Below are 24690 nucleotides of genomic sequence, written 5' to 3'. Positions count from 1 at the left end.
CCGCCAGGCGACGAGCGTCACCCGTCAATCACCCGATGCTTCCGCCCCTCAATCTGCTTCGCATCCCGCGCATACCGATTAACCTTCTCCGACTTCCTCGGCGGCCGATCATTGGCGATCAACACCGCAATCCAAGGCAACGGAATGGAAATCACCAAAAACAAAATCGCCAGCCACCACGTGTGATAAGTCAACCCCGCCAAAACCAGGCAAGGAATCCGGCACACCATCATGATGACGTACTTCCGCTTCCGCGCCGCCAGCTGATCGTCCAGCGACGGCTCGGCCTCGGTGATCAACACAGGCTCGGGGCGGGGATCCGGTCCGTGGGGTGCGTTCACAGCACCACCTCCGCGTTCCATCGTCTCACTCACCGCCCTTCCGCGACACCCGGACGGCCGAACCGGGACAAAGCCGCGACGACCAGCGTCTCCACCCCGGTCCGCAACGTCGGATGCAACACCGGCGCGAACTTGGACGAGTGATTCGACGGCACGTCGGTCTCAAACCGCCCCTCCGTCATCGCGGTGATCACCTGCTGCGCGTCAAACCCTCCGACCAGCCAAAACACCGACGGCACCCCAGCCGCCCGGCCGAACTCGCTGAAGTCCTCGCTGCCGGTGACCAACGGCGCGGGCATGGTCGCCTCCGCACCGAAGTGCCCCCGGAAAACCTCGGTCAGCTCATCCGACGCAACCTCGTCGTTCGCAGTGACCGGATAAGACGCAACGACCTCCACCGTCGGCGGCTTAGGCGCACCCGCAGCCGCCGCTTCCCCGTTGACGATCCGCTCGATCGCCTTGCGCAACCGCTCCAGCACAGCGTCGTCGAAGGCTCGAGTGTTGACCTCCAGCACCGCATGGTCAGCAATCACATTCGCCGCAGTCCCGACATGCATCGAGCCGACAGTCACCACAGCAGGCTCTGTCGCGGCAGTCTCCCGCGAGACGATCGTCTGCAGCTTCAGCACCACAGACGCGGCAAGCACCGCCGGGTCGACAGTGGTTTCCGGCCGCGACCCGTGCCCGCCGCGCCCGTGCAAGGTGATCCGCAGCGTGTCGGTCGCAGCCATGATCACCCCGGGACGAGTAAGCACCCACCCGGCCGGACCAGGCACGATGTGCTGACCGAAGACCACGTCAGGACGGCCGACCCGCTCAAAGAGACCGTCGCGAACCATCCCGGCAGCACCGTCCCCAGCTTCCTCGCCAGGCTGGAACACCGCGAGCAGCGTGCCGGACCACTCGTCCCGCGAAGCCGCGAGAAGATGCGCGGCCCCGGACAGCCACGTCGCGTGCATGTCGTGTCCGCAGGCATGCATCAGCGGCACGTCGCGGCCCTCGGAGTCGACACCGCGCGCAGTGCTCGCGTACGACAGCCCTGTCTGCTCCTCGACCGGCAACGCGTCGATGTCCGCGCGAAGCAGCACAGTCGGTCCTTCGCCGTTGCGCAGGACGCCGGCAACGCCAGTGCGGCCGATGCCGGTGTGCACCTCGAAGCCGTCTTCAGTCAGCCGTCGCGCCAGCTCCGCTGCCGTCCGGGTTTCGGTGAACGCCAGCTCGGGATGACGGTGCAGATCGACGTACAGCGCTTCAAGCTCCGGCAGTGCCGCTTCAAGCGGAGCCAGGACACGCTCGGTGGTCTCGGTGGTCACGATGCTCATCGTGGCAGGCTTACCCACCGTGAGCACGAACACGCCTCTTCCTGACCTTTCCGACGACGTCTGCGCGCGGCTGCGCGAAGCGTTCCGACGCACCGGCTACGACGCTGACGGCGTCGTCGACGCGCTCGGCGGCGCAGCGCACACGGCGCTCGGCCGCGGCGAGCCCGAACCCGCCCGCCGCGCGAGCCTCGACGCCGGAGACCTCGGCGTCTTCATCCGGCTGTTCCTGCTCGGGCTCGCCGAGCCGGAGAAGACCGTCTCGTCGGCGTTCGCGCCGCTCAGCGCGGACGACGCGGTGGCCGCGGGCATCCTGCGGACGGTCGGGGACGAGTTCCGCGCCGCGCTCGACATCCGCCCGCACGGCGACGACGACGGCTCGTGGTGGGTCGTCTCCGACCTCGACGCCGACATGCTCGGCCACGTCGTGCCCGAGGACCACGTACTCGGCGTCGGGCACGCGTCGCTGAGCCTGATCCGCGCGACCAGCCGCCGCCCGGTCGGCACCCTGCTCGACCTGGGCACCGGCAACGGCGTCCAGGCGCTGCACGCGACCCGGCACGCGCAGCGGGTGACCGCGACCGACGTGTCGGCCCGCGCGCTCGCACTGGCCGCGGGCACGTTCCGGCTGAACGAGCTGGACGTCGAACTGCTCCGCGGCGAGTGGTTCGCGCCGGTCGCGCGCCGCCGCTTCGACCAGGTCGTGTGCAATCCGCCGTTCGTGGTCGGCCCGCCGCGCGTCGACTACACCTACCGCGACTCCGGCCTGGCCGGCGACGACGCGAGCGCGCTGGTCGTCCGGCAGCTGCCGAGCTTCCTCAACGACGGCGGCACCGGTCAGCTGCTCGCTTCGTGGCTGCACCGACGCGGCGAAGACTGGGGCGACCGCGTCGCGCGCTGGCTGCCGCCTGAGACCGACGCCTGGTTCGTACAGCGCGACGTCGCCGACCCCGGCCTGTACGTCGGCACCTGGCTGCGAGACGAAGGCATCGACCCGCGCTCGCCCGAAGGCCGCGCGAAAGCCGCAGCGTGGCTCGACTGGTTCACCGAAAACGACGTACAGGGCATCGGTTTCGGCTTCGTGACACTGCGGCGCGCAAACGGTCAGACGCCGACTGTCGTCTGCGAAGACCTGCGACAGGCTTACGACGACCCGCTGGGGCCCGAAGCAGCAAACTGGCTCGACCGCGTCGAGTGGTTGCGTACGCACGGCGACAATGTGTTGGACGTAGCGTTTCGGGTACCCGAAACAGTGCTGCTCGAACGCGTCGATTCGCCCGGTGACGAAGGCTGGGAAACGACCGTGCGCCGGCTGCACCGCACTGACGGCCCGGGTTGGCAGCACGAGGTCGACGAACTCACTACGCGGCTTCTCGCGGGTTGCCGCGGCGCGCTGCCGTTGTCGGATCTGCTGGACCTGCTGTCCGCCGCACAGGGCCTCGATTCGGCCGAACTGACCGCCTCGGCGTTGCCGATCGTCCGCGAACTCGTGCGGCACGGCATGCTCGTGCCCGGTTCGCCGCAGTGAGGGCGGTGGCGGCGCGGGTCACCCGCGCGAGCGTGACCGTCGCGGGGGAGATCGCCGGGGAGATCAAGGAACCGGGCCTGCTCGTGCTGCTGGGCGTGCACCGTGACGACGATCTCGGGAAAGCCGAAACGATGGCGCGCAAACTGCACGAACTCCGGTTGCTGCGCGACGAAGAATCCTGCGCGACGACCGGGGCTCCGCTGCTCGTGGTGTCGCAGTTCACGCTCTACGGCGACACCCGCAAGGGCCGTCGCCCGTCGTGGACCGCCGCCGCCCGGCCGGAAATCGCCGAACCCCTGGTGGACGCCGTGGTCGCGGAACTTCGCGGCCGCGGCGCGACCGTCTCGACCGGACGGTTCGGCGCGGAGATGGCGGTGGAAAGCGTGAACGACGGTCCTTTCACCGTTCTCGTTGAGGTCTAGACCACATTGGATCAGCACGCGTAACATCGAAGACACGGAGCGCGATTCGAGCGCATTTCCCGGAGCGGCGCGGTTCTCAGGAAAACCTCAGTTTTGGTGGAGCAACCGAGAGGCGGGTACGCCCGTCCTCATTTCAGCGAGCCGGGAACGTTTCACCTTCCCGGAGCGTTGAGACCGGTGTCCAGCCAAGCCGGCTGGGCCCGCGGACACGGGATTCCACAGGCCCCGTCCCGCAGGCGCCGGCGAGACACGTTCAGCCCGTGACCGGGGAGGCAGAATGTCAGTCCAGACTCTCGAACGCGAAGCGCGCGGGATTCGCGAGCGCGGGATTCCAGCACAGCAGTCCGAGGAGCGTCCGAGCGTGGGGGCGCTCACCGACGCCGACCTCGACGCCCAGAGCCCCGCCGCCGACCTGGTGCGCGTGTACCTGAACGGCATCGGCAAGACCGCGCTGCTCACCGCGGCCGACGAGGTCGAGCTGGCGAAGCGGATCGAAGCCGGGGTCTTCGCCCAGCACATGCTCGACACCGCCGAGGACCTCACGCCGCAGCGCCGCAAGGAGCTGCGCGCGCTGATGCGCGACGGCCACGTCGCGAAGAACCACCTGCTGGAGGCCAACCTCCGGCTCGTGGTGTCGCTCGCGAAGCGCTACACCGGACGGGGCATGCCGCTGCTCGATCTGATCCAGGAGGGGAACCTGGGCCTGATCCGTGCGGTGGAGAAGTTCGACTACTCCAAGGGATTCAAGTTCTCCACGTACGCCACGTGGTGGATCCGCCAGGCCATCACCCGCGGCATGGCGGACCAGGGCCGCACGATCCGGCTGCCGGTCCACCTGGTCGAACAGGTGAACAAGCTGGCGCGGATCCGCCGCGACCTGCACCAGCAGCTGGGCCGCGACGCGACGCACGAGGAACTGAGCTCGGAATCGGGCATTCCGGTGCACAAGATCTCCGACCTGCTCGACCAGTCCCGCGACCCGGTGAGCCTCGACATGCCGGTGGGCACCGAGGAAGACGCCCCGCTGGGCGACTTCATCGAGGACTCCGAGGCGACCGACGCCGAGAGCGCGGTGATCTCCGGTCTGCTGCAGGACGACCTTCGTCGTGTCCTGGCGACGCTGGACGACCGCGAACAGCACGTCATCCGGCTCCGCTACGGCCTCGACGACGGCCAGCCGCGCACGCTCGACCAGATCGGCAAGCACTTCGGCCTGTCCCGCGAACGCGTGCGGCAGATCGAGCGCGAGGTCATGGCGAAGCTGCGCCAGGGCGAGCGAGCCGACCGGCTGCGGGCATACGCCAGCTGAGTTTCTTCCCTCTCCGGGGCCGAGGTTCGGGGCCAGGGTTCCGGAGAGGGAGGAGAAGCCTGCCGGCGAGCTGATTCGGGCTGCCGCAGCCGGCTGACCGGGCGTGGGGTCCGGCGAGCCGGGTCGCGGCAAGCACGCGGGCAGGCAGGTCGGGGCTTTCCGTCGGGGACCGGGTGGGGCCCGGTCGAGCGGGGCGGAAATCTTCGGCCGGATCATCATTTCGGTGGGCAGCGGGTGGTGCAGCTTGCACACCACTTCGGTGGGCAGCCGGTGGGCCGCTGCTCACCCAACACTTCCAGCGGGCACCGGGCGGTGCCGCTGGTTGCGCAGAACCCTCGGTTCGATGTCCGGACCGGGGGTTTTGTCGTGTCCAGACCCGGATTTCGCCCACCCCGGCCGCCTCGACGACCGCCTGGCAATTGCCGACAAATCGCCTCATCAACACCACCAGCCTCACCAGCCCCTTGAGCCCCACCAGTCCCCTGAGACCCAGCAGAGCGCACGATCCTCCTTCCGTGCCCCAATTCCTCCTGTTCGCCCGCTTCCCGCCGACACCCACCGCAATCCCGTCACCACTCTGTGCACCCGATCGTGGAAATCGCGCTTCGTTCGCGTTTGGCGGTTCCGGGCACTGGGTAGCAAGCGTTCGCGACCCCCGCTGTGCGGCGTCCGGTCAACGCGCCGGCGGGGGTCCCGTTAGTCACGCGGGGCGGATGTGTGCGCATCCGGTCCGCTTTCCCCGGGAGGTCGGGTCCGTCGGGGTGGGCCCGGCCTCCCGACCATGCCTGCCCGAAACCCGCGGCGAGCAGCGTCGGCGTGCGCTATCCCACAGCGTCCCCGCACCCGTGCGACCGGGCGGAACCCGCTGAGTACCGTGAGCCAATCCCGATCAGGGCAAAGGAGCCTCGCTGTGCCGCCCACCACGTTCCAGCACACCGAAGTCCTGCCGCTCGGCAAGGACACCACCACCGAGTACCGGCTGGTCACCGCCGACGGCGTCGAGACCGTCGAAGCCGCCGGGCGGAAGTTTCTGAAGGTCGATCCGGAGGCGCTGACGACGCTCGCGCGCACCGCGATCACCGACATCCAGCACCTGTTGCGTACGTCACACCTGCAGCAGCTGCGCGCGATCGTCGACGACCCCGAAGCCAGCGGCAACGACCGTTTCGTCGCGATGGACCTGCTGCGCAACGCGGCCATCTCGGCCGGCGGCGTGCTGCCGATGTGCCAGGACACCGGCACTGCGATCGTCATCGGCAAGCGCACCGAAGGCGTGCTGTCCGGCGGCGACGACGAGCGAGCCCTCTCGCAGGGCATTTTCGACGCCTACCAGCAGCTCAACCTGCGGTACTCGCAGATGGCCCCGATCAATTTCTGGGAAGAGCGCAATACCGGCACGAACCTCCCGGCGCAGGTCGAGCTGTATCACAAAGACAGCGACGCGACGGATCCGTCGTACGAGTTCCTGTTCATGGCCAAGGGCGGCGGCAGCGCCAACAAAACGTTCCTGTACCAGGAAACCAAGGCGGTCCTGAACCCGAAGCGGCTCGCCCGGTTCCTGGACGAGAAGCTGCGCAGCCTGGGCACCGCCGCGTGCCCGCCGTACCACCTGGCGATCGTCGTCGGCGGCATGTCGGCCGAGTTCAACCTCAAGGTCGCGAAGCTCGCCTCCGCGCGCTACCTCGACAACCTGCCCGCCGAGGGTTCCGAGCTGGGCCACGCGTTCCGCGACCGCGACCTCGAGCAGCAGGTACTGGAGATGACGCGCCAGTTCGGCATCGGCGCGCAGTTCGGCGGCAAGTACTTCTGCCACGACGTCCGCGTGATCCGCCTCCCCCGCCACGGCGCGAGCTGCCCGGTCGGCGTCGCGGTGTCGTGCTCGGCCGACCGCCAGGCGAAGGCGAAGATCACCGAAGAGGGCGTGTTCATCGAACAACTCGAACGCGACCCGGCCCGCTTCCTCCCGGACGTCACCGAGGACGACCTGTCCGACGAGGTCGTGTCGGTCGATCTGAACCAGCCGATGGACCAGATCCGCGCACAGCTGGCGCAGCTGCCGGTGAAGACGCGCCTGTCGCTGACCGGCCCGCTGGTCGTGGCGCGCGACATCGCGCACGCCAAGATCGCCGAGCGCCTCGACGCCGGCGAGGAGATGCCGCAGTACCTCCGCGACCACCCGGTCTACTACGCGGGCCCGGCGAAAACTCCGGACGGCTACGCGTCCGGCTCGTTCGGCCCGACGACCGCAGGCCGGATGGACTCGTACGTCGCCCAGTTCCAGGCAGCGGGCGGCTCGCTGGTGATGCTGGCGAAGGGCAACCGCTCGAAGCAGGTCACCGCCGCGTGCAAGGAACACGGCGGCTTCTACCTGGGTTCGATCGGCGGCCCGGCCGCGCGGCTGGCGAAGGACTGCATCAAGAAGGTCGACGTCCTCGAGTACGCCGAACTCGGCATGGAAGCAGTCTGGAAAATCGAGGTCGAAGAGTTCCCGGCGTTCATCGTCATCGACGACAAGGGCAACGACTTCTTCTCCGAAACCAGCGAACCGGTGCTGCAGATCAGCTTCCGCTGAGACTCCGGCGCAACGCCGAGGTCATCCGGGAAACATCCCGCCCAACCGGGCGAGAGTCTTCTCGATGGCCTCGGCGTTGCGCTTGGGAAACCCCAGCAACCGAATCGCGAGCGGCGACCGAGCGGTAGACCAGTCAAAGGTCTCGGTGACCTCCGTGCGCCCGTCCCCCGCCGGCTCGAGCAGCCAACGCCACCGATGCCCGGCGAAGTGCCGCCACGCGATCAGCCGATTCTCCTCGAACTCGACCACGGTGTTCTGAATCCGGTACGGCGCCCCCATCCGCATCTCCATGCCGAACTGCGCCCCCAACGACAACCGATCCGGCGCCGCCCCACGACTGGCGCGCACGGTGCCCGATCCATCGATGAGCGGATGCTGAGCCGGATCAGCAAGCAACGCGAAAATCCGTTCCGGCGCAGCAGCGACAACCACGCTGCGCGAAACCTGGCGAGTTCCCATAACCACAGAGCCTAGGGCCGCAGAAGCTCCAAGGCCATCGACGCCTCTCCTCCCGTCGCCGCTGCCGTCCACTGTGGACTGCCCCGCTCACGAATCTGTGAGGGGAACCCTCGCAGCCCCTGATTCCCTCAGGGTTCCCCTCACGACCAGCCAAAGTCCGTGAAGGGCTCCTTGAGGGAATCTGATTCCCCCAAGGGGTCCTTCACGGACCACCCGCCCAACCCGCACCCGCGGAACCAACTCACCACACACCCAAGCCCCGCCGCGCCCACCACCCAACCGCCGCGCGCGAAACCACCGCACCACCACACCCAAGCCCCGCGCCCACCACCTCAACGCGACCCGCGCCCCCAACCCACCACGCCCTCAAACCCCGCGCCCCCACCACCCAACCGCAACCCGCGCACCTAACTCACCAAGGCACCCAAGCCCCGCGCCCACCTCCTCAACGCGACCCGCGCACCCAACCCACCAGCGCACCCACACCACCCCCGCACCCCGATACGAAGCCAAAAATGCGGACGGCGGGTGCTTGTCAAGGCATCTTTCCCGCCTTGACAAGCACCCGCCGTCCGTCATCACAATCGGGCTTCGGGGTGCCCCAACCCACCCGGGCGCAATGTCGCCCCCAGGCGACGAGCCGCCCCCGCCGAATGACCCCCCGACGAAGCCATCCGGCAGCACCACTACCGAGGAGCAGACTGCTTCAAAACCACAGTCCTCTCCCCAATCGGAGCCCCCAACGCCACCGAAATCACCGGATGCCGCAAATCCATAGTGCACATCTGCCCGGTCTGCGCCTTGGTCTCGCTCAAATCCACCACAACCTTCTGGGCACTCTGCTCGACAGCCTCCCCGAGCGCATGCCCACACCCCCCTTCCTCAGCCCGCACCACCAGCACAGTCCCCCCGTTGTCCGAATAAACCTCCTTCGGAAACGTCTTGGGCAACGCAGTCCCGTCCACCCGGTTGTCCGGAACCCGCACCGCCCCCTGCGGAGGGTCGAACTGGGGCTTGCCCGGCGGCGGCACCGAGGTCGAGGTGCTGGCGCTGCCGCTCGGCGGCGCGGTCTCGGTCCCGGACGCTGGTGCGTTCGCCATGCTCGTCGGACTGCCGCACGCGGCTGCCATCGTGAGCACCAGTGCCGCGCCCGCCAGTCGTTTCGTTCCGATCAGCTTCGTCGAGTACCTCATGATCCATGGACGGATCGACCGCCCCGAGGGGTTGCACCCGATCTTCACGGACCGGGCTTCAACACCAATTCCCGCCCGCCGAGCGGCGCGGCAAGCCGCACGGGCAACGAAATCTCCCGCACGTGCATCGGGCACATCTGCCCGTGTGGCGCCTTGGTAATCGTCACCAGCACGACAACCTGGGCAGCCGTCTGCTCCCCCGCCTTCGCACTGAGCTTGTCGCACCCGCCTTCCTCGGCCTGGATCACGACAACCGAGCCGCCCTCAGCGAGCGTGACGTCGTGCGGATATCCAGCCGGAAGGGCTGAAGCATTGACCTGCCCGGCAGCAGGCGCAGTATCCCCAGGCCGCACGCCCTGTGTCGGACGGCTCTTCGGCGGCCCCGACGCCGGCGGCGGCGCGACCGACGGCGAAGAAGAGGACGGTGGCGGCGAGGAAACCGACACCGAACTCGACGCCGGGCCGGAGGAAACCGGCGCGGCTGTAGTCCCGTTGCTCCCGCACGCCGCGACCGTCAGCAGCAGCGCGCTCGCTCCCACGATTTTCCCTGTTGTCCGCATGCATCGCGGACGGAATCGAGACCCCGGAGGTTGCATCAGCGCGCGAAAACTATTTCACCGGGCGGAAGCCTTCCCCCGCACCAGCCCCAGCAGCACCACCCCGGCCAGCGTCACCACCAGCAACAGCACCGTGCTCGCCGACGCGAGAAACACCTGTCCCCGGTCGGTAAGGGAGAAAATGGTCGCCGGGAGCGTCCGCCAGTCGGGCGGATAAAGCATCATCGTCGCGCCCAATTCGCCCATCGACATCGCCAGCGCCAAACCGGCCGAAGCCGACATCGCGGGCAACAGCACCGGCAACCGGACCCGCAGCAGCACCCGCAACGGACGCGCGCCGAGACTCGCCGCGGCCTGCGCGAGCAGCGGGTCAACTCGTTGCAGCGCGGCGGAAACCGTGCTGTACGCGAAGGGCAGCAGGATCATCAGGTGTCCGGCGAGGACGATCCAGCGCGTGCCGTTGAACGCCACCGGCGGACGGCTGAACGCGATCAGCAACGCCAGCCCCAGCACCACCGACGGCACCGCGATCGGCAGATGGAACAGCGAATCCGCGATCCGGCGCAGCCGCGGCGGCGCGTGGTCGACGGCCAGCGCGGCCCAGGTTCCGATCACCACCGAGACCAGCGACGTGATCACGCCGGTCTGGATGCTCACCGACAGGCTCGCGAACGTCTCGCCGGACAGCGCTTCGGCGTAATGCGCCCCGGTCAGCCCGCTGGGCAGCACGCCCGTCCAGCTCCCGGCGAACGACGCCAGCACGATCATCACCAGCGGCGCGGCCACTACCCCGAGGAAAACCACGCCGAAGACCAGCCATACCAGCAACCGGCTACGCCGCGTCCACAGCAGCACGACGGCCTCCTCTCCCGACCACTCGCCGGTACACCGTGTAGAGCACCAGCGACAGCACCACGTTCACCACCGCGACCACCGAAGCCGCCGGGAAGTCGAACGTGACGATTCCCTTGCCGTAGACCAGCATCGGCAACGTCGATACGCCCTTGGCACCGAGGAACAGTACGATGCCGAACTCGTTCATCGTCAGCAGCAGCACCAGGCACGCGCCGGATGCGAGCGACGGCAACGCTTCCGGCAGCACTACCCGCCACAGCACCCGGCCCGGCCGTGCTCCGAGACTCGCCGCAACATCTAGTTGTGCCGACGGAACTTGGCTGAACGCGGCGAGTGCGGGCCGCATCACGAACGGTGTGTAGAAGGTGATTTCAGCCAGCAGCACGCCCCACGGCGAGTACAGAAACCCTGCGGTACCAAAGACTCCCGCGCCGCCGTAAAGGAACGTGAAGGCCAGCGCGATCAAGAACGACGGGAACGCCAGCACCGTGTCGACCAGCCGGGCCAGCAGCGTCGCGCCGGGGAACGGGACGAACGCGACAACCAGTGCGAGAAAGCCACCGAGCAGCACGCAGCCGACGGTGGAACCCAAGGCCAGCAACACCGTCTGCCACACCGCTCGGCCGAATTCCGGCGACGACAGCACTTGCGTCCACACCGAAAGGCCGAAACTGCCGTCCTGCGCGGTGAACGACTGCAGAATCACCAGCACCAGCGGATAGCCGAAGAACCCGGCGACCACGATCGCTGGCGGGAGCAGCCAGCCGACCCGGTACCGGCGGGGCCGCGTGCCGCGACGCGCTGGGGCGAGCGCGGCGGTGCCGAGGGCGAGGCCGGTCATCCGCCCACCCCCACCAGCGGGCAACCGTCCGGAATGGACACTCCGACGCGGTCGCCGACCGCGGGCAGCACCGGGCTGTCGGGCACCTCGGCGCGGATGTCGCAGACCTCATCGGTGAGCCGCAGATCGAGCCGGTATCCGGAACCGCGCCACTGCACGCCGCGCACGAGTGCCGGAAAGGTGTCCGGCCCGGGTTCGCCGACCGAAATCCGGTGCGGTCGCACGCCCAGCGCCACCGGCCGCTCCGGCTGGAGCGTGCCGGACGGTTCGGCGGACAGCTCACGCCCGGCCAGCCGGACCGTCGCGACCGACCCGTCCGCGCGCACCAATTCGACCGGGATCAGGTTCGCCGCGCCGAGGAAGCTCGCGGTGAACTCGGTGGCCGGACGGCGGTAAAGCTGTTCGCACGGACCGAGTTCGACCAGCCGGGAGTCGCGCAGCACCGCGATCCGGTCAGCGAGCGCGAGCGCTTCGCTCTGATCGTGCGTGACGTAGATCAGCGTGGTGTCCGGCAATTCGGCGCGCAGCCGCAGCAATTCCACGACCATGTCCTCGCGCAGCGCGGCGTCCAATGCGGACAGCGGCTCGTCGAGCAGCAGCACGTTCGGCCGGATCGCCAGCGCCCGCGCCAACGCGACCCGTTGCTGCTGCCCGCCGGACAGCTCACGGGGATACCGGCGCGCGTACTCGCTCATCCCGACCAGTTCCAGCACCTCGCCGACGCGCTTCGTCACGTCCGTCCGGCGCATCTTCCGCGCCCTCAGTCCAAACGCGACATTGTCGGCGACCCGCTGGTGCGGGAAAAGCGCGTAACTCTGCACCACCACGCCGAGGCCACGCCGGTGCGGAGGCAGATCGGTGACGTCCTGGCCGTCGAGCAGCACCCGTCCGGCGCTCGGCCGGAGGAAACCGGCGAGCGCCTTGAGCGCGGTCGACTTGCCGGAGCCGGACGGTCCCAGCAGCGCCAGCGTTTCGCCGCGCGCTACCGAAAGATCGAGCGGGGCAAGCGCTTGCGTCGCTCCGAAGTGGACGGATACGCCGCGGAACTCTACTGCCGGAGTCACTGCCCGGTGGCCTTCCGGTACGCGGCGAGGTCGGCGTCGAGACGGCCGAGGACGGAGTTCCAGTCCGGGGTCCACATGTCCACTCCGGACATCGCGGCGGTGATCTTTTCCGCCTTGGGACCCTGCGGCTTGACGTCGGAGCGGGCCGGGATGCCGTACGCGTCGCTGGCCTTCGCCTGGGTTTCCGGCGAGAACAGGAAGTCGAGCAGCTTGCGGGCGTTGTCCGAATGCGGCGCGTTGTTGACCAGACCGGCGAAGTACGGCAGCGCGAAGGTGGAGCGCTTTCCCTGCGCGTCAGCCGGGAAGAACACCGAGAACCCTCCGCTCTTGTCGATCTCGGCGAGGTTCATCTGCAGGTCTCCGTTCGCGACGAGCACTTCGCCCTTCGCGACCTTCGGCTGCAGCTTGCCGGTGGACGAGGACGGCCCGACGTTGTTCGCCTGCAGCTTGCCGAGGTATTCGAGCGCGCCCTGGTCGCCGAACACGTGCTGGGCCTGCAGCAGCACCGCGGTGCCGTCGCCCGCCTCGCCGGGCGTCGAGTACTGGAGCTTGCCCTTGTACTTCGGGTCGAGGAGGTCGTTCCAGGTCTTCGGGGCCGGGTTCGCCTGCTGCGGGTTGTAGATGAAGCTGAGGTAGTTGTTCATCATCGCGTAGTAGCGGCCCTGCGGGTCCTTCTGCGCGGCCGGAACCTGGTCGACGCCCTTCGGCGCGGACGCCGCGAGCAGGCCTTCCTTCGCCGCCTGCTGCACGAACGGCGGGAGCGTCACCAGGACGTCGGCCTGGGTGTTGGCCTTTTCCTTGCCCACCCGCGAAACGACCTCGGCGGACCCGGCGGTGACCGCCTGGACGGTGATCCCGGTCTGCTGCTTGAACTCGGCGAACCGCGCGGTGTACCAGTCTTCAAGGCCATCCGCGGTGTACACGGTGACGGTCTGGTCGCCGGACGCGCCGCCCGCCGTGCCGCCGCACGCGGACAGCAGGCCGGCCAGGGTAGCGACAAGAGCGACGACGGTCGCTTTCCGGATTCTCATGACTGGGTGGCTCCTTCGAGATCGAGCACGGAGGGGAGGGCGGAGACGGAGTCGAGAACGTGGGTGGCGCGCGCGGCTTCCAGTTCGCCGCGGTTGCCGGCGCCGGTGAGCACTCCGGCGACGATTCCGGCGCCGGCAGCGAGGCCGGTGCGGACATCAGTGGGGGTGTCGCCGACTACCGCGATGTTGCGGACATCGGTGACTTTCAGCTTCAGTGCGACAGCGAGGATCAAGTCGGGATACGGACGGCCGCGCACGCCGTCGCCGGGCGCGAGCGCGAGGTCGGCGAGGTCGTGCCAGCCCAGCGCGTCCAGCAGCGCGCGCTGAGTCGTGGGCGCGAAGCCGGTGGTCAGCGCGACGCGGACGCCCTTCTCCCGCAGGCCGCGGATGGTTTCCTCAGCGCCGGGGATCGGCTTGCACTCCCCCGCCGCGACCAGACGTCCGTACGAGCCTTCGAATTCGGCGTTCGCGCGCTGAGCGAGGTCTTCGTCGCCCAGCAGCGCGCGGAACACGGTGATCTTCGACTGGCCCATGGTTTCCCGGACGTAGTCGAGCATTCCGGCGTACCGTTCGTCCTCTTCGGACACTCCAGCGGCAGCGATCGCGGCGGTGAAGGCGCGTTCGACCAGTCCGTCGTCCGCGACGGTGGTTCCGGCCATGTCGAGCACGACGAGTTCGGTGGTCACCAGTCCAGCTCCTTTGCGGTGTCTTCGGCGATTGCGGGCGAGCAAGTCATCCCCCGGCCGCCCGGGCCAGTGACGAGGAAAGCGTTGCCGGACAACCGTTCCCGGTGCACCACCGCGGTTTTGTCGGTTGCCTGCGCGTAAACGCCGGCCCAGCGGCGGCGGATCCGCGGCAGCGGACGGCCGAGCAGCGCGCCCGCCACTTCGGCGAGGTGTTCATAGGGGTCTTCGGTGACGTCGAAGGAGAACGGCTGCGCGTACTCGTGCGTGTCGCCGATGGTGAGCGAGCCGTCGCGACGCTGCACCATCAGCAGCTGCATCGCGTTCTGCGCGGCGATTTCGCTCTGCGGCTGGCCTTCGTTCATCGCGTCGAGCGCCGCGCCGCGGTAGGCCGGGTAGTACCGGAAGCTGTCGCCGTCCGCGACGCTGGTGGGCAACGGCTCGTCCAGCGGTTCGGTCTGCGCCATCTGCAACCGGACCCGCCGCACCGGGATCTCGCCCGCGATCTCGCGGACCAGCCCGCCGAGCCACGCGCCGGTGCAGAACACCACGACGTCGCCATAGTGGCGCTCGCCGTGGTCGTCGACGACGCCGTTCTCGGTCAGGTTCCGCACCTCACGGCCCGGCAACCACTGGTAACGGCCACTCGCTTTGAGCGCTTCGCGGAGCGCAGGCTGTGCGGTCCGAGGTTCGACCGCCGCGTCGCGCTCGCACCACAACGCTCCAGCGAAATTGCCGCGCAAAGCTGGGTTCAGCGCCCGGGTCTCGTTCGCGTCGAGGAGTTTGAAGCCGCGCTCAGCCGCCTCCGGCCCGGAGACCACCTCCTGCGCCACAGCCAGCTCGGCGTCTGTCCGGACGACCGTCAGCGAACCGTTCGGCCGAAAACCCAGCGCGGGCACGCGTTCGCCGATTCGCTCCCACAGCTCCCGGGCGCGCACCGCCGTCTCCAGCTCCGGACCGGCAGCGCGGCCGCCGACCCAGACCAGCCCGAAGTTCCGGACGGACGCTCCGCGCGCCTCCGGCTCCCGTTCGAGCTGGAGCACTTCGTGGCCGCGTTCCACGGCCTGCCAGGCGTGCTGCGTGCCGAGCACGCCGCCGCCAACGATGATGATTCGCACGGCCGCAACAGTCGCCGCCCGCGCTCAACGGAGCCTGTCGGCACGGGGAACGCCAGGTGAAGCAGCCTCGAATATTGGACCGGATGAGTTACTGTTCTGTTATCTTCACAACCGGCCCGCGGCGACGAACACGCATACCGCCAGGATCACGACATTCGCCGCGACGTTGCGGTACTCCGCCGGCCGGTGCTCAGTGACGGCCAGCCGCCAGTGCCCCGCCATCGCGCCCACCATCACCACCGCCAGGCCGACCGCCGCCCACCCGGTGAGCACCGGCGCGATCCCGGTCAGCCTCGGCAGGATCAGACCGGCGACCGCGGCGAGTTCGCAGATCGCGGCGAAGCGCACGACCGGCATCGGATACGCGGCCACCCCGGTTTGCCCGGTCTCGATCAGCCGTTCCCGCGACATCGTCGACTTCAGCACGCCGGACAGAGCGAAGAGCAGGGCGAGAGCCGCCTGGGCGGTCCACAGTGCGATGTCCATGGTTGTCCCTCCGTTCGATGCAGAGGGAACGAACCGGCGGCGCCGGATGTGACAGCTACTCGACGCGGCTCAGTCGCGTGACGAAACTCAGCCGGTCACCGCGGTAGAGCGACCGGACGCGCTCGAACGGCTCGCCGTCCGGACCCCACGACACGCGGTGCATCAGCAGCATCGGCAGAGCCGGGTTCGTGCCGATGAGCAGCGCCTCGCGGGGTGTCGCGAGCACGGTCTCCACGCGCTCTTCCGCCCCCTCGAAGACCACGCCCAGTTCGTCGCGCAGGAACGCGTACAGCGACTGCTCCGGGTCGAAATCCTCCGGCAGCGTGGGGAACTTGTCGGCGCGGAGGAAGGTCGATTCGAGGCCGACGCGCTCGTCGTCGGCGAGCAGCACGCGCTCCAGGTGAATCACCTCGGCGGCCGGTTCGATGTGCAGGTCGGCGGCCAATCCGGTGCCCGCGGCACGGCGTTCGAGCGTGATCAGCGTGCGACCGGGCCGGATGCCTTGGCGGCGCAGGCCTTCGGTGTAGCTGACGAGCGCGAGCGGCTGGACCAGCTTCGGCGCGGCGACGTACGTGCCGCTCCCCTGCCGTCGCGACAGCCTGCCTTCGAGCACCAGCTCGCCCACGGCCTGCCGGACTGTCGCGCGGGACACCTCGAACCGCTCGCACAGCTCGCGTTCCGTCGGCAGCGCGCTGCCTTCGCCCAATTCGGCGATGACGGCCAGCAGTTCGACCTTCACGGCGTAGTAGCGCGGCACTCGGCCGTGATCCGGGATGCCGTCGCGGACCGGTCCGTCGGCGGACAGGCGGGACAGCGGCGAAGGCGTGGGCACGAGACCCGAGCCTATGCCAGACGCGCGGCGCGTGGTTCGCTGTGTCGCGAACTGAACCCACGGGAGGACCCCCGCAATGCCTTTGGCCCGCCGGTTAGGCCTCGCTGACGCCGTATTCATCGGACTCGGTTCGATGATCGGCGCGGGCGTTTTCGCCGCGTTCGCTCCCGCCGCGCGCGCCGCGGGTTCGGGATTGCTGCCCGCGCTCGCCGTGGCCGCGTTAGTCGCCTACTGCAACGCGACTTCTTCCGCCCGGCTTGCCGCGCTGTATCCGGAATCCGGTGGCACTTATGTGTACGGACGCGCTCGGCTCGGTGAATTTTGGGGATACATAGCGGGTTGGGGATTCGTCGCCGGGAAAACGGCGAGCTGCGCGGCGATGACGCTGACCGTTGTCGCGTATGCCGCTCCCGGACTCGGGCAGCCTTGGCGGAGCTTGCTCGCGGTGGGCGTGATCGGCTTGGTCACCGGCGTGAATTACCTGGGTGTGCACCGGTCCGCTTTGGCGACTCGGGTGATCGTCTGCATTACCCTGGTGGTGCTCGCCCTGGTCGCGGTTTTCGGTTTTTCCGGCACGCACGTTTCCCCGTGGACTCCGTTCCACGGCGGCGGGGTGCTCGAAGCGGCCGGATTGCTGTTCTTCGCGTTCGCCGGTTACGCCCGATTGGCCACTCTCGGGGAAGAGGTCCGCGACCCGGCCCGCACGATTCCGCGGGCGATTCCGCTCGCTTTAGGGCTGACTCTCGTGGTGTACGCCGTCGTGGCCGTGGTGCTGCTGGTGACATTGGGGCCGGCCGGGATCGGCGAGAGTCCCGATCCGCTCGCTTCCGCCGTGCCGTGGCTGTCGCCGGTGGTTCGCGTCGGCGCGGTGGTGGCCGCGTTGGGATCTTTGCTGGCGTTGGTGCTGGGCGTTTCGCGGACGACGCTAGCGATGGCGCGGGACGGGCATCTGCCGCGGTTTCTGACCGCGGTGCACCCGCGGTTTTCGGTGCCGCACCGGGCTGAGCTGACGATTGGCGCGGTGGTCGCAGCGCTGGCCACGACGACGGATTTGCGTGGTGCGATCGGGTTTTCGTCGTTCGCGGTGCTCGCGTATTACGCGGTGGCGAATGCTTCCGCGCTGACGCTGCGCCGGGACGAAGGGGCCGCGCCGAAGGTGGTCGCGGCCGGCGGGTTGGCGGGGTGTGCGGTGCTGGCGTTCAGCTTGCCGCTCGCTTCGGTGCTCAGCGGGTGTTTGGTGCTGGGGCTGGGCGTGGTGGCGTACTTGGTGCGTCGCCGAGGGGCTGTGCGCTGAGTTTTCGTTCTCTGGCACGGGTTCCAGCCGGTGCCGCTGCGTCCGGTGCGCGAAAGTCCCCCTCGCTCCGCACTCGACCGGTTACTCCGATATTCACACGCCCCCAGGTCAAGGCTGCTTTTTACCGTCGCGATACGCGGCGAAATCTGCCGGATCCGGTGAAGAATCCGAAAGATCCGAAGAAAGTTGGTTGTCCACTTACCGCCGCTCTGGTGTAGTCGATTCGTCACCGCACGACACCTCCCCGCCCCAGGGAGCGGAAGCTCCACAGTGGACACCGGAAGGACAATCCCCTTGGCCGACAAGCGAAACTTCAGCATGCTCACGCGAGTCCTGGCAGGCGCGGCAGCACTCGCGGCCGCCGCCGGGTTCGCGACGCCAGCCGTGGCGTCGACGCCGACGCCGGGCGCGGAGCCTCAGGTCGTCGGCGGAACTCGCGCCAGCCAGGGGGAATTCCCGTGGATGGTCCGGCTTTCGATGGGCTGCGGCGGTGCGCTGTACACCGATCAGCTCGTGCTGACCGCCGCGCACTGCGTTGACCGCACCGGAGCAGACTCGTCGATCACCGCGACGCTCGGAGTGGTCGACCTGCAGAGTTCGAGCGCGAAAAAGGTGCGCTCGACCTACGTCTACCGCTCCCCGACGTACGACTCCACCGGCGGCGACTGGGCGCTGATCAAGCTGGCGAGCCCGGTGAGCGGCATCCCGACCCTGCCGATCGCGAAGAACGCCGACAACAACTCCGGCACCTTCACCATCGCCGGCTGGGGCGCGGCCCAGGAAGGCGGCGCGCAGCAGCGCTACCTGCTGAAGGCCGAGGTCCCGTTCGTGGACGACTCGACGTGCCAGTCCCAGGGCGGCGACTACGCCGACCTGAAACCGGACGCGGAACTGTGCGCGGGCAAGCTCGACACCGGCGGCGTCGACACCTGCCAGGGCGACTCCGGAGGCCCGATGTTCCGCCGCGACGGAGCGGGCGAATGGATCCAGGTGGGCATCGTCAGCTGGGGAGACGGCTGCGCCAGGGCACACGCGCCCGGCGTGTACACGGAGGTGAGCTCGTTCGCCTCGGACATCGCCGCGGCGGCCGGGAAGATCTGACCTAGCGCCGAGCCGGGTGCGGGACTCCGCTGGGGTTTCCGCATCCGGCTTGGTGCGGGGTTTCCGGCGCACTTGGATGGAGTCGGATGAAGTCGGATCGGGAGAACGCCGCGCGCGAAACACCGGCAGGCGTGCCTCGGGGACGTTCTCCGGGATGCGGCTGAGGTCATCCGGGCCGGGTCGCACCACTGAGCCGTGCCGCCGGGCAGAGCCGAGCCTCGCACCACTAGGCCGCACCATTACGCGGTGCCGCCGGGCCTCGCCGCGCCGCGTCGCCGAGCCGCCTCGCGCCACTAGGCCGGGCCACTGGGCACCGTCGCGCTCTGGCCCCCAGCGCGCCTGACCGCGACAAGGACCGATCAGCTCCAGATCCCCACCGCCAGAACCCGCACGGCCATTCGCCTAACCCGCCGGAAGCCCGACGTTCCGCTCCTCCAACGCCCCCCGCAACGCAGCCAGCACCGAAATCACCGTCTCGGCCTGTTCCTCGCCCACCACCGAGCCGATCAACGCCTCGAGCTGCGCCCGGAAAGTCTCCTCCGCCGCCCCGGCCAGATCCCGCCCGCTCGGCGTCAGCTCGACCAGCGACGACCGCCGGTCCTCCGGGTTCGGCACCCGGCGCACCCAGCCGCGCGCTTCGAGCCGGTCGATGCCCTTGCTCGTCGCCCCGATCCCGATGGCGAAGTTCACCGCGATGTCCGCGACCCGCGACTGCGGATGCTGCCCCAGGTACCGCAGGAACTCGAACTGCGACGCGACGATCCCGTGCTCGGCCTTGAGCCGCTCCCCCAGTGCGTTGTAGATCCGGGTCTCGCACCGCACCAGATGGTCGAAGAGCTGCTCGTTTGCCGAAGTACCTTCCACGGCATATAGTCTAGCATTACATGCCTCGGAATATACTTCCGCAGAATCTTCAGGGGAGAGCAGATGAGCAGGGAACAACGCCGCGCGCTGGACCAGCAGCTGCGACAGGCGCCGCAGGGGTCCGAACCGTTGTCGGTCGAGCAGATGCGGGCCGGGTTCGCCGCGATGATGAGCCAGTTCCCCGTCCCTGCCGGGCCGCGGCAGACTAGAGCCACGCTCGCCGGGCGGCCGGCCGTTCTCGTCGAGCCGCCGACCACCCCGCGGCCGGGCACGATCCTGTACTTCCACGGCGGATCGTTCTCGCTGGGCTCGCCGCACACGGCGATGGCGCTGACGGCGAACCTGGTCCAGCGCACCGGAATCCGCGCGCTGTCACTGGACTACCGGCTCGCGCCCGAGCACCCGTTCCCGGCCGGGATCGAAGACTGTCTCGCCGCCTACCGCAGCCTCCTGGAAGACAACGACCCGGCCTCGATCGTCTTCGCCGGCGACTCCGCGGGCGGCGGCCTCTCCGTCACCACCACCCTCGCCGCGCGCGACGCGGGACTGCCGATGCCCGCCGGGATCGTCGCGTTCTCGCCGGGGCTCGACCACACCCGCTCCGGGGCGTCCATGGTGACGAAGGAGGGCGTCGACCCCTTCTTCACCAGGGAAAGCATGGGCCACACCGGCGAGCTGTACCTGGCGGGCGCGGATCCCGCCCAGCCGCTGCTCGCCCCGGCGGTCCACGCGGACCTGACCGGCTTCCCGCCGATCCTGCTGCAGGTCGGCGGGAACGAAATCCTGCTGGACGACTCAGTCCGGCTGGCGGCACGCGCGCGCGACGCGGACGTCGACGTCATCCTCGACATCACCGCCGACGTCCCGCACGTCTTCCCCGCCTTCACCGACACCCTCGACGAAGCAGGGCAAGCCCTTGACCGGGCCGCCCTCTTCATCAAGCAGCGCCTCGCCTGACGCTCAGCGGATCTTGTCCAACCGGGACACCGTCTCCTCGAATCCCTGCACCAGATCCGCCATCACCTCGGCCACCGGGCGGACCCGGTTCATCCTGCCGACGATCTGGCCCACCGGCATCGACACCACCGACGGGTCCGCGGCGGCGTGGATCCGGTTGTGCGCGTGGGAAACCAGCAGGTTCTGCAACGGCATCGGCAACGGTTCCGGCGCGCCCGGCGCGGCCCACGCTTCCGTCCAGCGGGTCTTCAGCAGGCGAGCCGGTTTGCCGGTGTAGATCCGGGTCCGCACGGTGTCCGCGGAGGTCGCTTCCACCAGGGCGTTCTGCATCGCCTCCGATTCGGGCATCGTTTGCAGGTACTCCTGCGTCGCGAGCCAGTACGAACCCATCCACGCGCCCGAAGCGCCCAAGGCCAGTGCGGCGGCGACCTGGCGGCCGGAGCCGATGCCTCCGGCCGCCAGCACCGGGGCGCGGTCGCCGACGGCGTCGACGATTTCCGGGACCAGCACCATGGTCGCGATTTCGCCGGTGTGGCCGCCTGCCTCATGTCCTTGCGCGACAACGAGATCCACGCCGTTGTCGACGTGGCGGGCGGCGTGCGAGCCCTTGCCCGCCAGCGCCGCCACCGGGACGCCCGCGTCGTGGGCGCGGGTGATGACGTCGGTCGGGGGCGAGCCCAGCGCGTTGGCGATCAGGCTGATCCGGTGGTTCAGCGCGACATCCACATGGGACCGGGCGACTGAGTGCAGCCAGCCGAGAACGCCGGCTCGTTCGTCGGTGTCGTCGGGCAGCGGCGGGACCGCGAGGTCCTTCAGCACTTTATCGACAAACGCGCGGTGTCCCGGCGGGATCAGCTCGTTCAGGTCGGTCTGGGTGCCTTCGGAAGGGATCTTCGCCGGCATCACGATGTCGACGCCGTAAGGCTTCCCGTCGGTGTTTTCGTCCATCCAGGACAGCACCGAGTCAAGCTCGGCGGCGTCGTTGAACCGGACGCAGCCCAGCACGCCCATGCCGCCCGCACGGCTGATCGCCGCCGCGACGTGTTCCGACGGGGTGAATCCGAAGATCGGCACCTCGATGCCGAACCGGTCGCACAACGATGTGCGCATGCGCCCTCCTAGGCGGGTTCGTGTTCGGCGGCGTACCGCTGGGCCCACGGATAATCCGGCTTTCCGCTCGGCGAACGGCCGATTTCCTCGGCCAGCCACACCGTTCGCGGCACCTTGTACCCGGCGACTTCGGTCCGCACGTGCGCTTCCAGGGCAGCCAGATCCGGCTGCACGCCGGGGCGGGGCTGGACGACGGCGGCGACACGCTGGCCGAGCCGGTCGTCCGGGATGCCGATGACCAGAGCGTCGAAAACGTCCGGGTGCGATTTCAGCGCGCCCTCGACTTCTTCCGGATACACCTTTTCGCCGCCGGTGTTCACGCACTGCGATCCCCGGCCCAGCAACGTAACCGTGCCGTCTTCCTCGTAGCGTGCGTAGTCGCCGGGCACGACGTAGCGGACACCGTCGATCTCGGTGAAGATGGTGCGGCTTTTCTCCGGGTCGCCGTAATAGCCGAGCGGAACGTGGCCGCGGCGGCCGATCAGCCCGATCGCGCCGGGTTTCGGTTCGACCAGCTTGCCGTCGTCGTCGAGCAGGATGGCGTCCTTGCCGAAGTTCACGCGCGGACCCGCGGAATGGTCGGAATCCTTGCCCACCATGCCGATTCCGGTGAACCCGCTCTCCGACGAGCCGATCGCGTCGGTGATCACGACGTTCGGCAGCATTTCCAGGAATTCCTGCTTCACCGAATGCGAGAACAGCGCCGCATGGCTGGACACGGCGACGAGCGACGACGCGTCGTAATCGCCGGAGCGGTAGGCGTCCACGAGAGGCCGCGCCATCGCGTCTCCGACGATCGTCAGCACCTGCACCTTGTGTTCCTGCACCGCACGCCACACGTCGTGTGCGTCGAATTGCGGGACGAACACCACCGGGCTGCCGGTGAACAGCGCGCCGAACGCGGCCCACTGCGCCGCTCCGTGGATCAGCGGCGCGGCGGGCAGGCGCACGAGCGAACCGGATTTGCCTTGTTCGCTGAGCGTCCACTCGTCGGGCACGTACTCGCCGGTGACGAAGTTGATGCCGCCGCCCAGCGCGCGCCAGATGTCCTCGTGCCGCCACAGCACGCCCTTGGGATAACCGGTGGTGCCGCCGGTGTAGAGGATGTACAGGTCGTCGGCGCTGCGCTCGCCGAAGTCGCGTTCGTCCGACTCGCCCGCGAGCGCCGCCTCGTACTCGACGCCCGTCTCGTACGGGGTGTCAGAACCGTCCTCGACGACTACAACGTGTTTCAGTTTTGGCGTTTCTGGGAGCACCGCTGCCACCCGGTCGGAGTAGCGCCGCTCGTGCACCAGCGCCACCAGGTCGGCGTTGGTGAACAGATAGCGGAGCTCTCCGTGGACGTAGCGGTAGTTCACGTTCACCGCGATCGCGCGCAGCTTGTACGCGGCGAACATGACCTCCAGTGCCTCGATGGAGTTGCGGGAATAGACACCGATGTGGGAGCCGGGTCCCACGCCGTGCGCGGCCAGATGGTGCGCCAGCCGGTTCGCGCGCTTCTCCAGTTGCGCGAAGGTGACCTGGCGTCCGCCGCACACGACCGCGACGCGTTCCGGCACGGCGTCGACGGCGTGCTCGAGTAGATCCGCGATGTTGAGTGCCACGCACCCAAAGTAGAACATGTTATCGTTCTGGGCAATGACCCCGGCCCGTTATTAAGGAGGCCCCGGTGGCCGAACCCCACGCACTCGTCAGCCTCGAAGGCCACACGCTCGTGGTGACGATGAACCGCCCGGAAGCCCGCAACGCCCTCACCGGCGAGATGCTTTCGATCATGGTCGAGGCCTGGGACCGAGTGGATTCGGACGACCAGGTGCGCAGCTGCATCCTGACCGGCGCGGGCGGCGCGTTCTGCGCGGGCGCGGACCTGAAGTCCATGTCCCGCAACGCTCCCGACAAGTCGTTTTCGAACGGTTCCTTCGACCCGAGCCGCATCGAGGGCCTGCTGAAGGGCCGGCGTCTCACGAAACCGCTCATCGCCGCCGTCGAGGGCGCGGCCATCGCGGGCGGCACGGAAATCCTGCAGGGAACCGACATCCGGGTAGCCGCGGAAAGCGCGAAGTTCGGCGTCTCCGAACCCCGCTGGGGCCTGTTCCCGATGGGCGGCTCGGCCGTGCGGCTGCCCAGGCAGATCCCGTACACCGTCGCCGCCGACCTCCTTCTCACCGGCAGGCACATCACCGCCGCGGAGGCGCGCGACATCGGCCTCGTGGGCCACGTCGTCCCCGACGGTCAAGCGCTGGCTCGCGCGCTGGAACTCGCTGAACTGATCAACGACAACGGCCCGCTCGCGATACGCGCGATCCTCAAGACCATCCGCGACACCGAGGGCATGCACGAGGAGGAAGCCTTCAAACTGGACGCCAAGTACGGCATCGAAGTCTTCGCCTCCGCCGACGCGAAGGAAGGCCCGAAAGCCTTCACCGAAAAACGCAAGCCAAATTTCCAAGGCCGCTGACTCGCACCACCCGCCGAACGTCCGTGAGGGGAGCCCTGGGGGAATCTGATTCCCTCAGGGCTCCCCTCACGACCAACCCCCGCCGCCGCAACGCACCCACGGTGACATTGGGGCGCCAGCCCCACCGTCCAACCGCAGCCAACGCACCCAACCCCGTCAACGCACCCAACCCCGTCAAGGCACCCACACCCCCACAACCCCGATACGAAGCCAAAAACACGGCGCGGGGGTGCTTGTCAAGGCATCTTTCCCGCCCTTACCAACACCCCCACCCCGTCTGTACCACCGATCCTGGG

24 protein-coding genes are annotated in these 24690 nt (G+C 68.7%); 8 read left to right on the top strand and 16 right to left on the bottom strand.

Translation table 11 applies throughout. The features are described 5' to 3' along the window. Positions 1-17: 17 nt before the first annotated feature. Together ACZ7OI_RS30185 and ACZ7OI_RS30180 are read right to left on the bottom strand one after the other, a co-directional pair. Positions 18-362, bottom strand: coding sequence for a DUF3099 domain-containing protein (locus ACZ7OI_RS30185; protein ID WP_344268510.1), 345 nt, complete (start codon positions 360-362; stop codon positions 18-20). Between the two features lie 8 nt (positions 363-370). Continuing rightward, complete coding sequence (locus ACZ7OI_RS30180; protein ID WP_470267507.1) at positions 371-1663, bottom strand: amidohydrolase; 1293 nt, start codon at positions 1661-1663, stop codon at positions 371-373. 19 nt (positions 1664-1682) lie between these two features. On the opposite strand from ACZ7OI_RS30180, the gene ACZ7OI_RS30175 reads away from it, so the two are divergent. The 4 genes from ACZ7OI_RS30175 to ACZ7OI_RS30160 all read left to right on the top strand — a co-directional run bounded on the left by ACZ7OI_RS30175 (position 1683) and on the right by ACZ7OI_RS30160 (position 7491). Then, the gene (locus ACZ7OI_RS30175; RefSeq protein WP_470267506.1) at positions 1683-3188 is read left to right on the top strand and encodes a DUF7782 domain-containing protein; all 1506 of its coding nucleotides are present in this window, start codon (positions 1683-1685) and stop codon (positions 3186-3188) included. Beyond that, positions 3185-3610 carry a D-aminoacyl-tRNA deacylase gene (gene dtd / locus ACZ7OI_RS30170; protein ID WP_449673244.1) on the top strand — a complete coding sequence of 142 codons (426 nt, stop codon included), beginning with the start codon at positions 3185-3187 and terminating at the stop codon, positions 3608-3610. Before ACZ7OI_RS30175 ends, dtd begins: the two co-directional genes overlap by 4 nt. A gap of 277 nt (positions 3611-3887) precedes the next feature. Beyond that, positions 3888-4919 carry a sigma-70 family RNA polymerase sigma factor gene (locus ACZ7OI_RS30165; RefSeq protein WP_470267505.1) on the top strand — a complete coding sequence of 344 codons (1032 nt, stop codon included), beginning with the start codon at positions 3888-3890 and terminating at the stop codon, positions 4917-4919. Between the two features lie 910 nt (positions 4920-5829). Then, on the top strand, positions 5830-7491 hold the full coding sequence (locus tag ACZ7OI_RS30160) for a fumarate hydratase (protein ID WP_370938921.1): 1662 nt from the start codon (positions 5830-5832) through the stop codon (positions 7489-7491). A gap of 21 nt (positions 7492-7512) precedes the next feature. Here ACZ7OI_RS30160 and ACZ7OI_RS30155 read toward each other — a convergent pair whose 3' ends face one another. From ACZ7OI_RS30155 to ACZ7OI_RS30105, 11 genes are all read right to left on the bottom strand, one after another. After that, positions 7513-7950 carry an SRPBCC family protein gene (locus ACZ7OI_RS30155; protein WP_470267504.1) on the bottom strand — a complete coding sequence of 146 codons (438 nt, stop codon included), beginning with the start codon at positions 7948-7950 and terminating at the stop codon, positions 7513-7515. Between the two features lie 686 nt (positions 7951-8636). Then, on the bottom strand, positions 8637-9143 hold the full coding sequence (locus ACZ7OI_RS30150) for a hypothetical protein (protein WP_470267503.1): 507 nt from the start codon (positions 9141-9143) through the stop codon (positions 8637-8639). Positions 9144-9187: 44 nt separating this feature from the next. Continuing rightward, positions 9188-9682 (bottom strand): hypothetical protein, encoded by a 495-nt coding sequence (locus tag ACZ7OI_RS30145; protein WP_470267502.1) that lies wholly within the window; start codon positions 9680-9682, stop codon positions 9188-9190. A gap of 75 nt (positions 9683-9757) precedes the next feature. Beyond that, positions 9758-10555 carry an ABC transporter permease gene (locus ACZ7OI_RS30140; protein WP_470236576.1) on the bottom strand — a complete coding sequence of 266 codons (798 nt, stop codon included), beginning with the start codon at positions 10553-10555 and terminating at the stop codon, positions 9758-9760. Beyond that, positions 10533-11396 carry a 2-aminoethylphosphonate ABC transporter permease subunit gene (locus ACZ7OI_RS30135; protein ID WP_470267501.1) on the bottom strand — a complete coding sequence of 288 codons (864 nt, stop codon included), beginning with the start codon at positions 11394-11396 and terminating at the stop codon, positions 10533-10535. Before ACZ7OI_RS30135 ends, ACZ7OI_RS30140 begins: the two co-directional genes overlap by 23 nt. Then, entirely contained in the window at positions 11393-12460 is a 1068-nt protein-coding gene (locus tag ACZ7OI_RS30130; protein ID WP_470267500.1) for an ABC transporter ATP-binding protein, read from the bottom strand. The genes ACZ7OI_RS30135 and ACZ7OI_RS30130 overlap by 4 nt, the downstream gene beginning before the upstream one ends. Continuing rightward, on the bottom strand, positions 12457-13491 hold the full coding sequence (locus tag ACZ7OI_RS30125) for a 2-aminoethylphosphonate ABC transporter substrate-binding protein (RefSeq protein ID WP_470267499.1): 1035 nt from the start codon (positions 13489-13491) through the stop codon (positions 12457-12459). Before ACZ7OI_RS30125 ends, ACZ7OI_RS30130 begins: the two co-directional genes overlap by 4 nt. Continuing rightward, complete coding sequence (locus tag ACZ7OI_RS30120) at positions 13488-14180, bottom strand: phosphonatase-like hydrolase (protein WP_470267636.1); 693 nt, start codon at positions 14178-14180, stop codon at positions 13488-13490. Before ACZ7OI_RS30120 ends, ACZ7OI_RS30125 begins: the two co-directional genes overlap by 4 nt. Then, positions 14174-15292 (bottom strand): TIGR03364 family FAD-dependent oxidoreductase, encoded by a 1119-nt coding sequence (locus ACZ7OI_RS30115; RefSeq protein ID WP_470267498.1) that lies wholly within the window; start codon positions 15290-15292, stop codon positions 14174-14176. The genes ACZ7OI_RS30120 and ACZ7OI_RS30115 overlap by 7 nt, the downstream gene beginning before the upstream one ends. 105 nt (positions 15293-15397) lie before the next feature. Then, complete coding sequence (locus tag ACZ7OI_RS30110) at positions 15398-15778, bottom strand: DoxX family protein (RefSeq protein WP_470267497.1); 381 nt, start codon at positions 15776-15778, stop codon at positions 15398-15400. A gap of 55 nt (positions 15779-15833) precedes the next feature. After that, entirely contained in the window at positions 15834-16610 is a 777-nt protein-coding gene (locus ACZ7OI_RS30105) for a GntR family transcriptional regulator (protein WP_470267496.1), read from the bottom strand. Positions 16611-16686: 76 nt separating this feature from the next. On the opposite strand from ACZ7OI_RS30105, the gene ACZ7OI_RS30100 reads away from it, so the two are divergent. Both ACZ7OI_RS30100 and ACZ7OI_RS30095 read left to right on the top strand, forming a co-directional pair. Further along, the gene (locus ACZ7OI_RS30100) at positions 16687-17904 is read left to right on the top strand and encodes an APC family permease (RefSeq protein ID WP_470267495.1); all 1218 of its coding nucleotides are present in this window, start codon (positions 16687-16689) and stop codon (positions 17902-17904) included. 294 nt (positions 17905-18198) lie between these two features. Next, on the top strand, positions 18199-19005 hold the full coding sequence (locus ACZ7OI_RS30095; protein ID WP_470267494.1) for a S1 family peptidase: 807 nt from the start codon (positions 18199-18201) through the stop codon (positions 19003-19005). Positions 19006-19407: 402 nt separating this feature from the next. Here the strand turns inward: ACZ7OI_RS30095 and ACZ7OI_RS30090 are convergent, their stop codons facing one another. After that, entirely contained in the window at positions 19408-19869 is a 462-nt protein-coding gene (locus ACZ7OI_RS30090; RefSeq protein ID WP_470267493.1) for a MarR family winged helix-turn-helix transcriptional regulator, read from the bottom strand. A gap of 63 nt (positions 19870-19932) precedes the next feature. Between ACZ7OI_RS30090 and ACZ7OI_RS30085 the strand changes: the two genes are divergently transcribed. Beyond that, positions 19933-20826: an alpha/beta hydrolase gene (locus ACZ7OI_RS30085; RefSeq protein ID WP_470267492.1), complete on the top strand. Its 894-nt coding sequence runs from the start codon at positions 19933-19935 to the stop codon at positions 20824-20826. Positions 20827-20829: 3 nt separating this feature from the next. On the opposite strand, the gene ACZ7OI_RS30080 is transcribed toward ACZ7OI_RS30085, so the two are convergent. Together ACZ7OI_RS30080 and ACZ7OI_RS30075 are read right to left on the bottom strand one after the other, a co-directional pair. Then, a complete protein-coding gene (locus ACZ7OI_RS30080; RefSeq protein WP_470236559.1) occupies positions 20830-21936 on the bottom strand; it encodes an NAD(P)H-dependent flavin oxidoreductase in 1107 nt (368 codons plus the stop codon). 8 nt (positions 21937-21944) lie between these two features. Beyond that, positions 21945-23540, bottom strand: coding sequence for an acyl-CoA synthetase (locus ACZ7OI_RS30075; protein WP_470267491.1), 1596 nt, complete (start codon positions 23538-23540; stop codon positions 21945-21947). Positions 23541-23605: 65 nt separating this feature from the next. On the opposite strand from ACZ7OI_RS30075, the gene ACZ7OI_RS30070 reads away from it, so the two are divergent. Beyond that, entirely contained in the window at positions 23606-24394 is a 789-nt protein-coding gene (locus ACZ7OI_RS30070) for a crotonase/enoyl-CoA hydratase family protein (RefSeq protein WP_470267490.1), read from the top strand. Positions 24395-24690: the final 296 nt, after the last annotated feature.

Source organism: Amycolatopsis sp. NPDC114503 (genome assembly GCF_055633655.1).
This window is presented reverse-complemented; position numbering and strand designations above follow the sequence as displayed.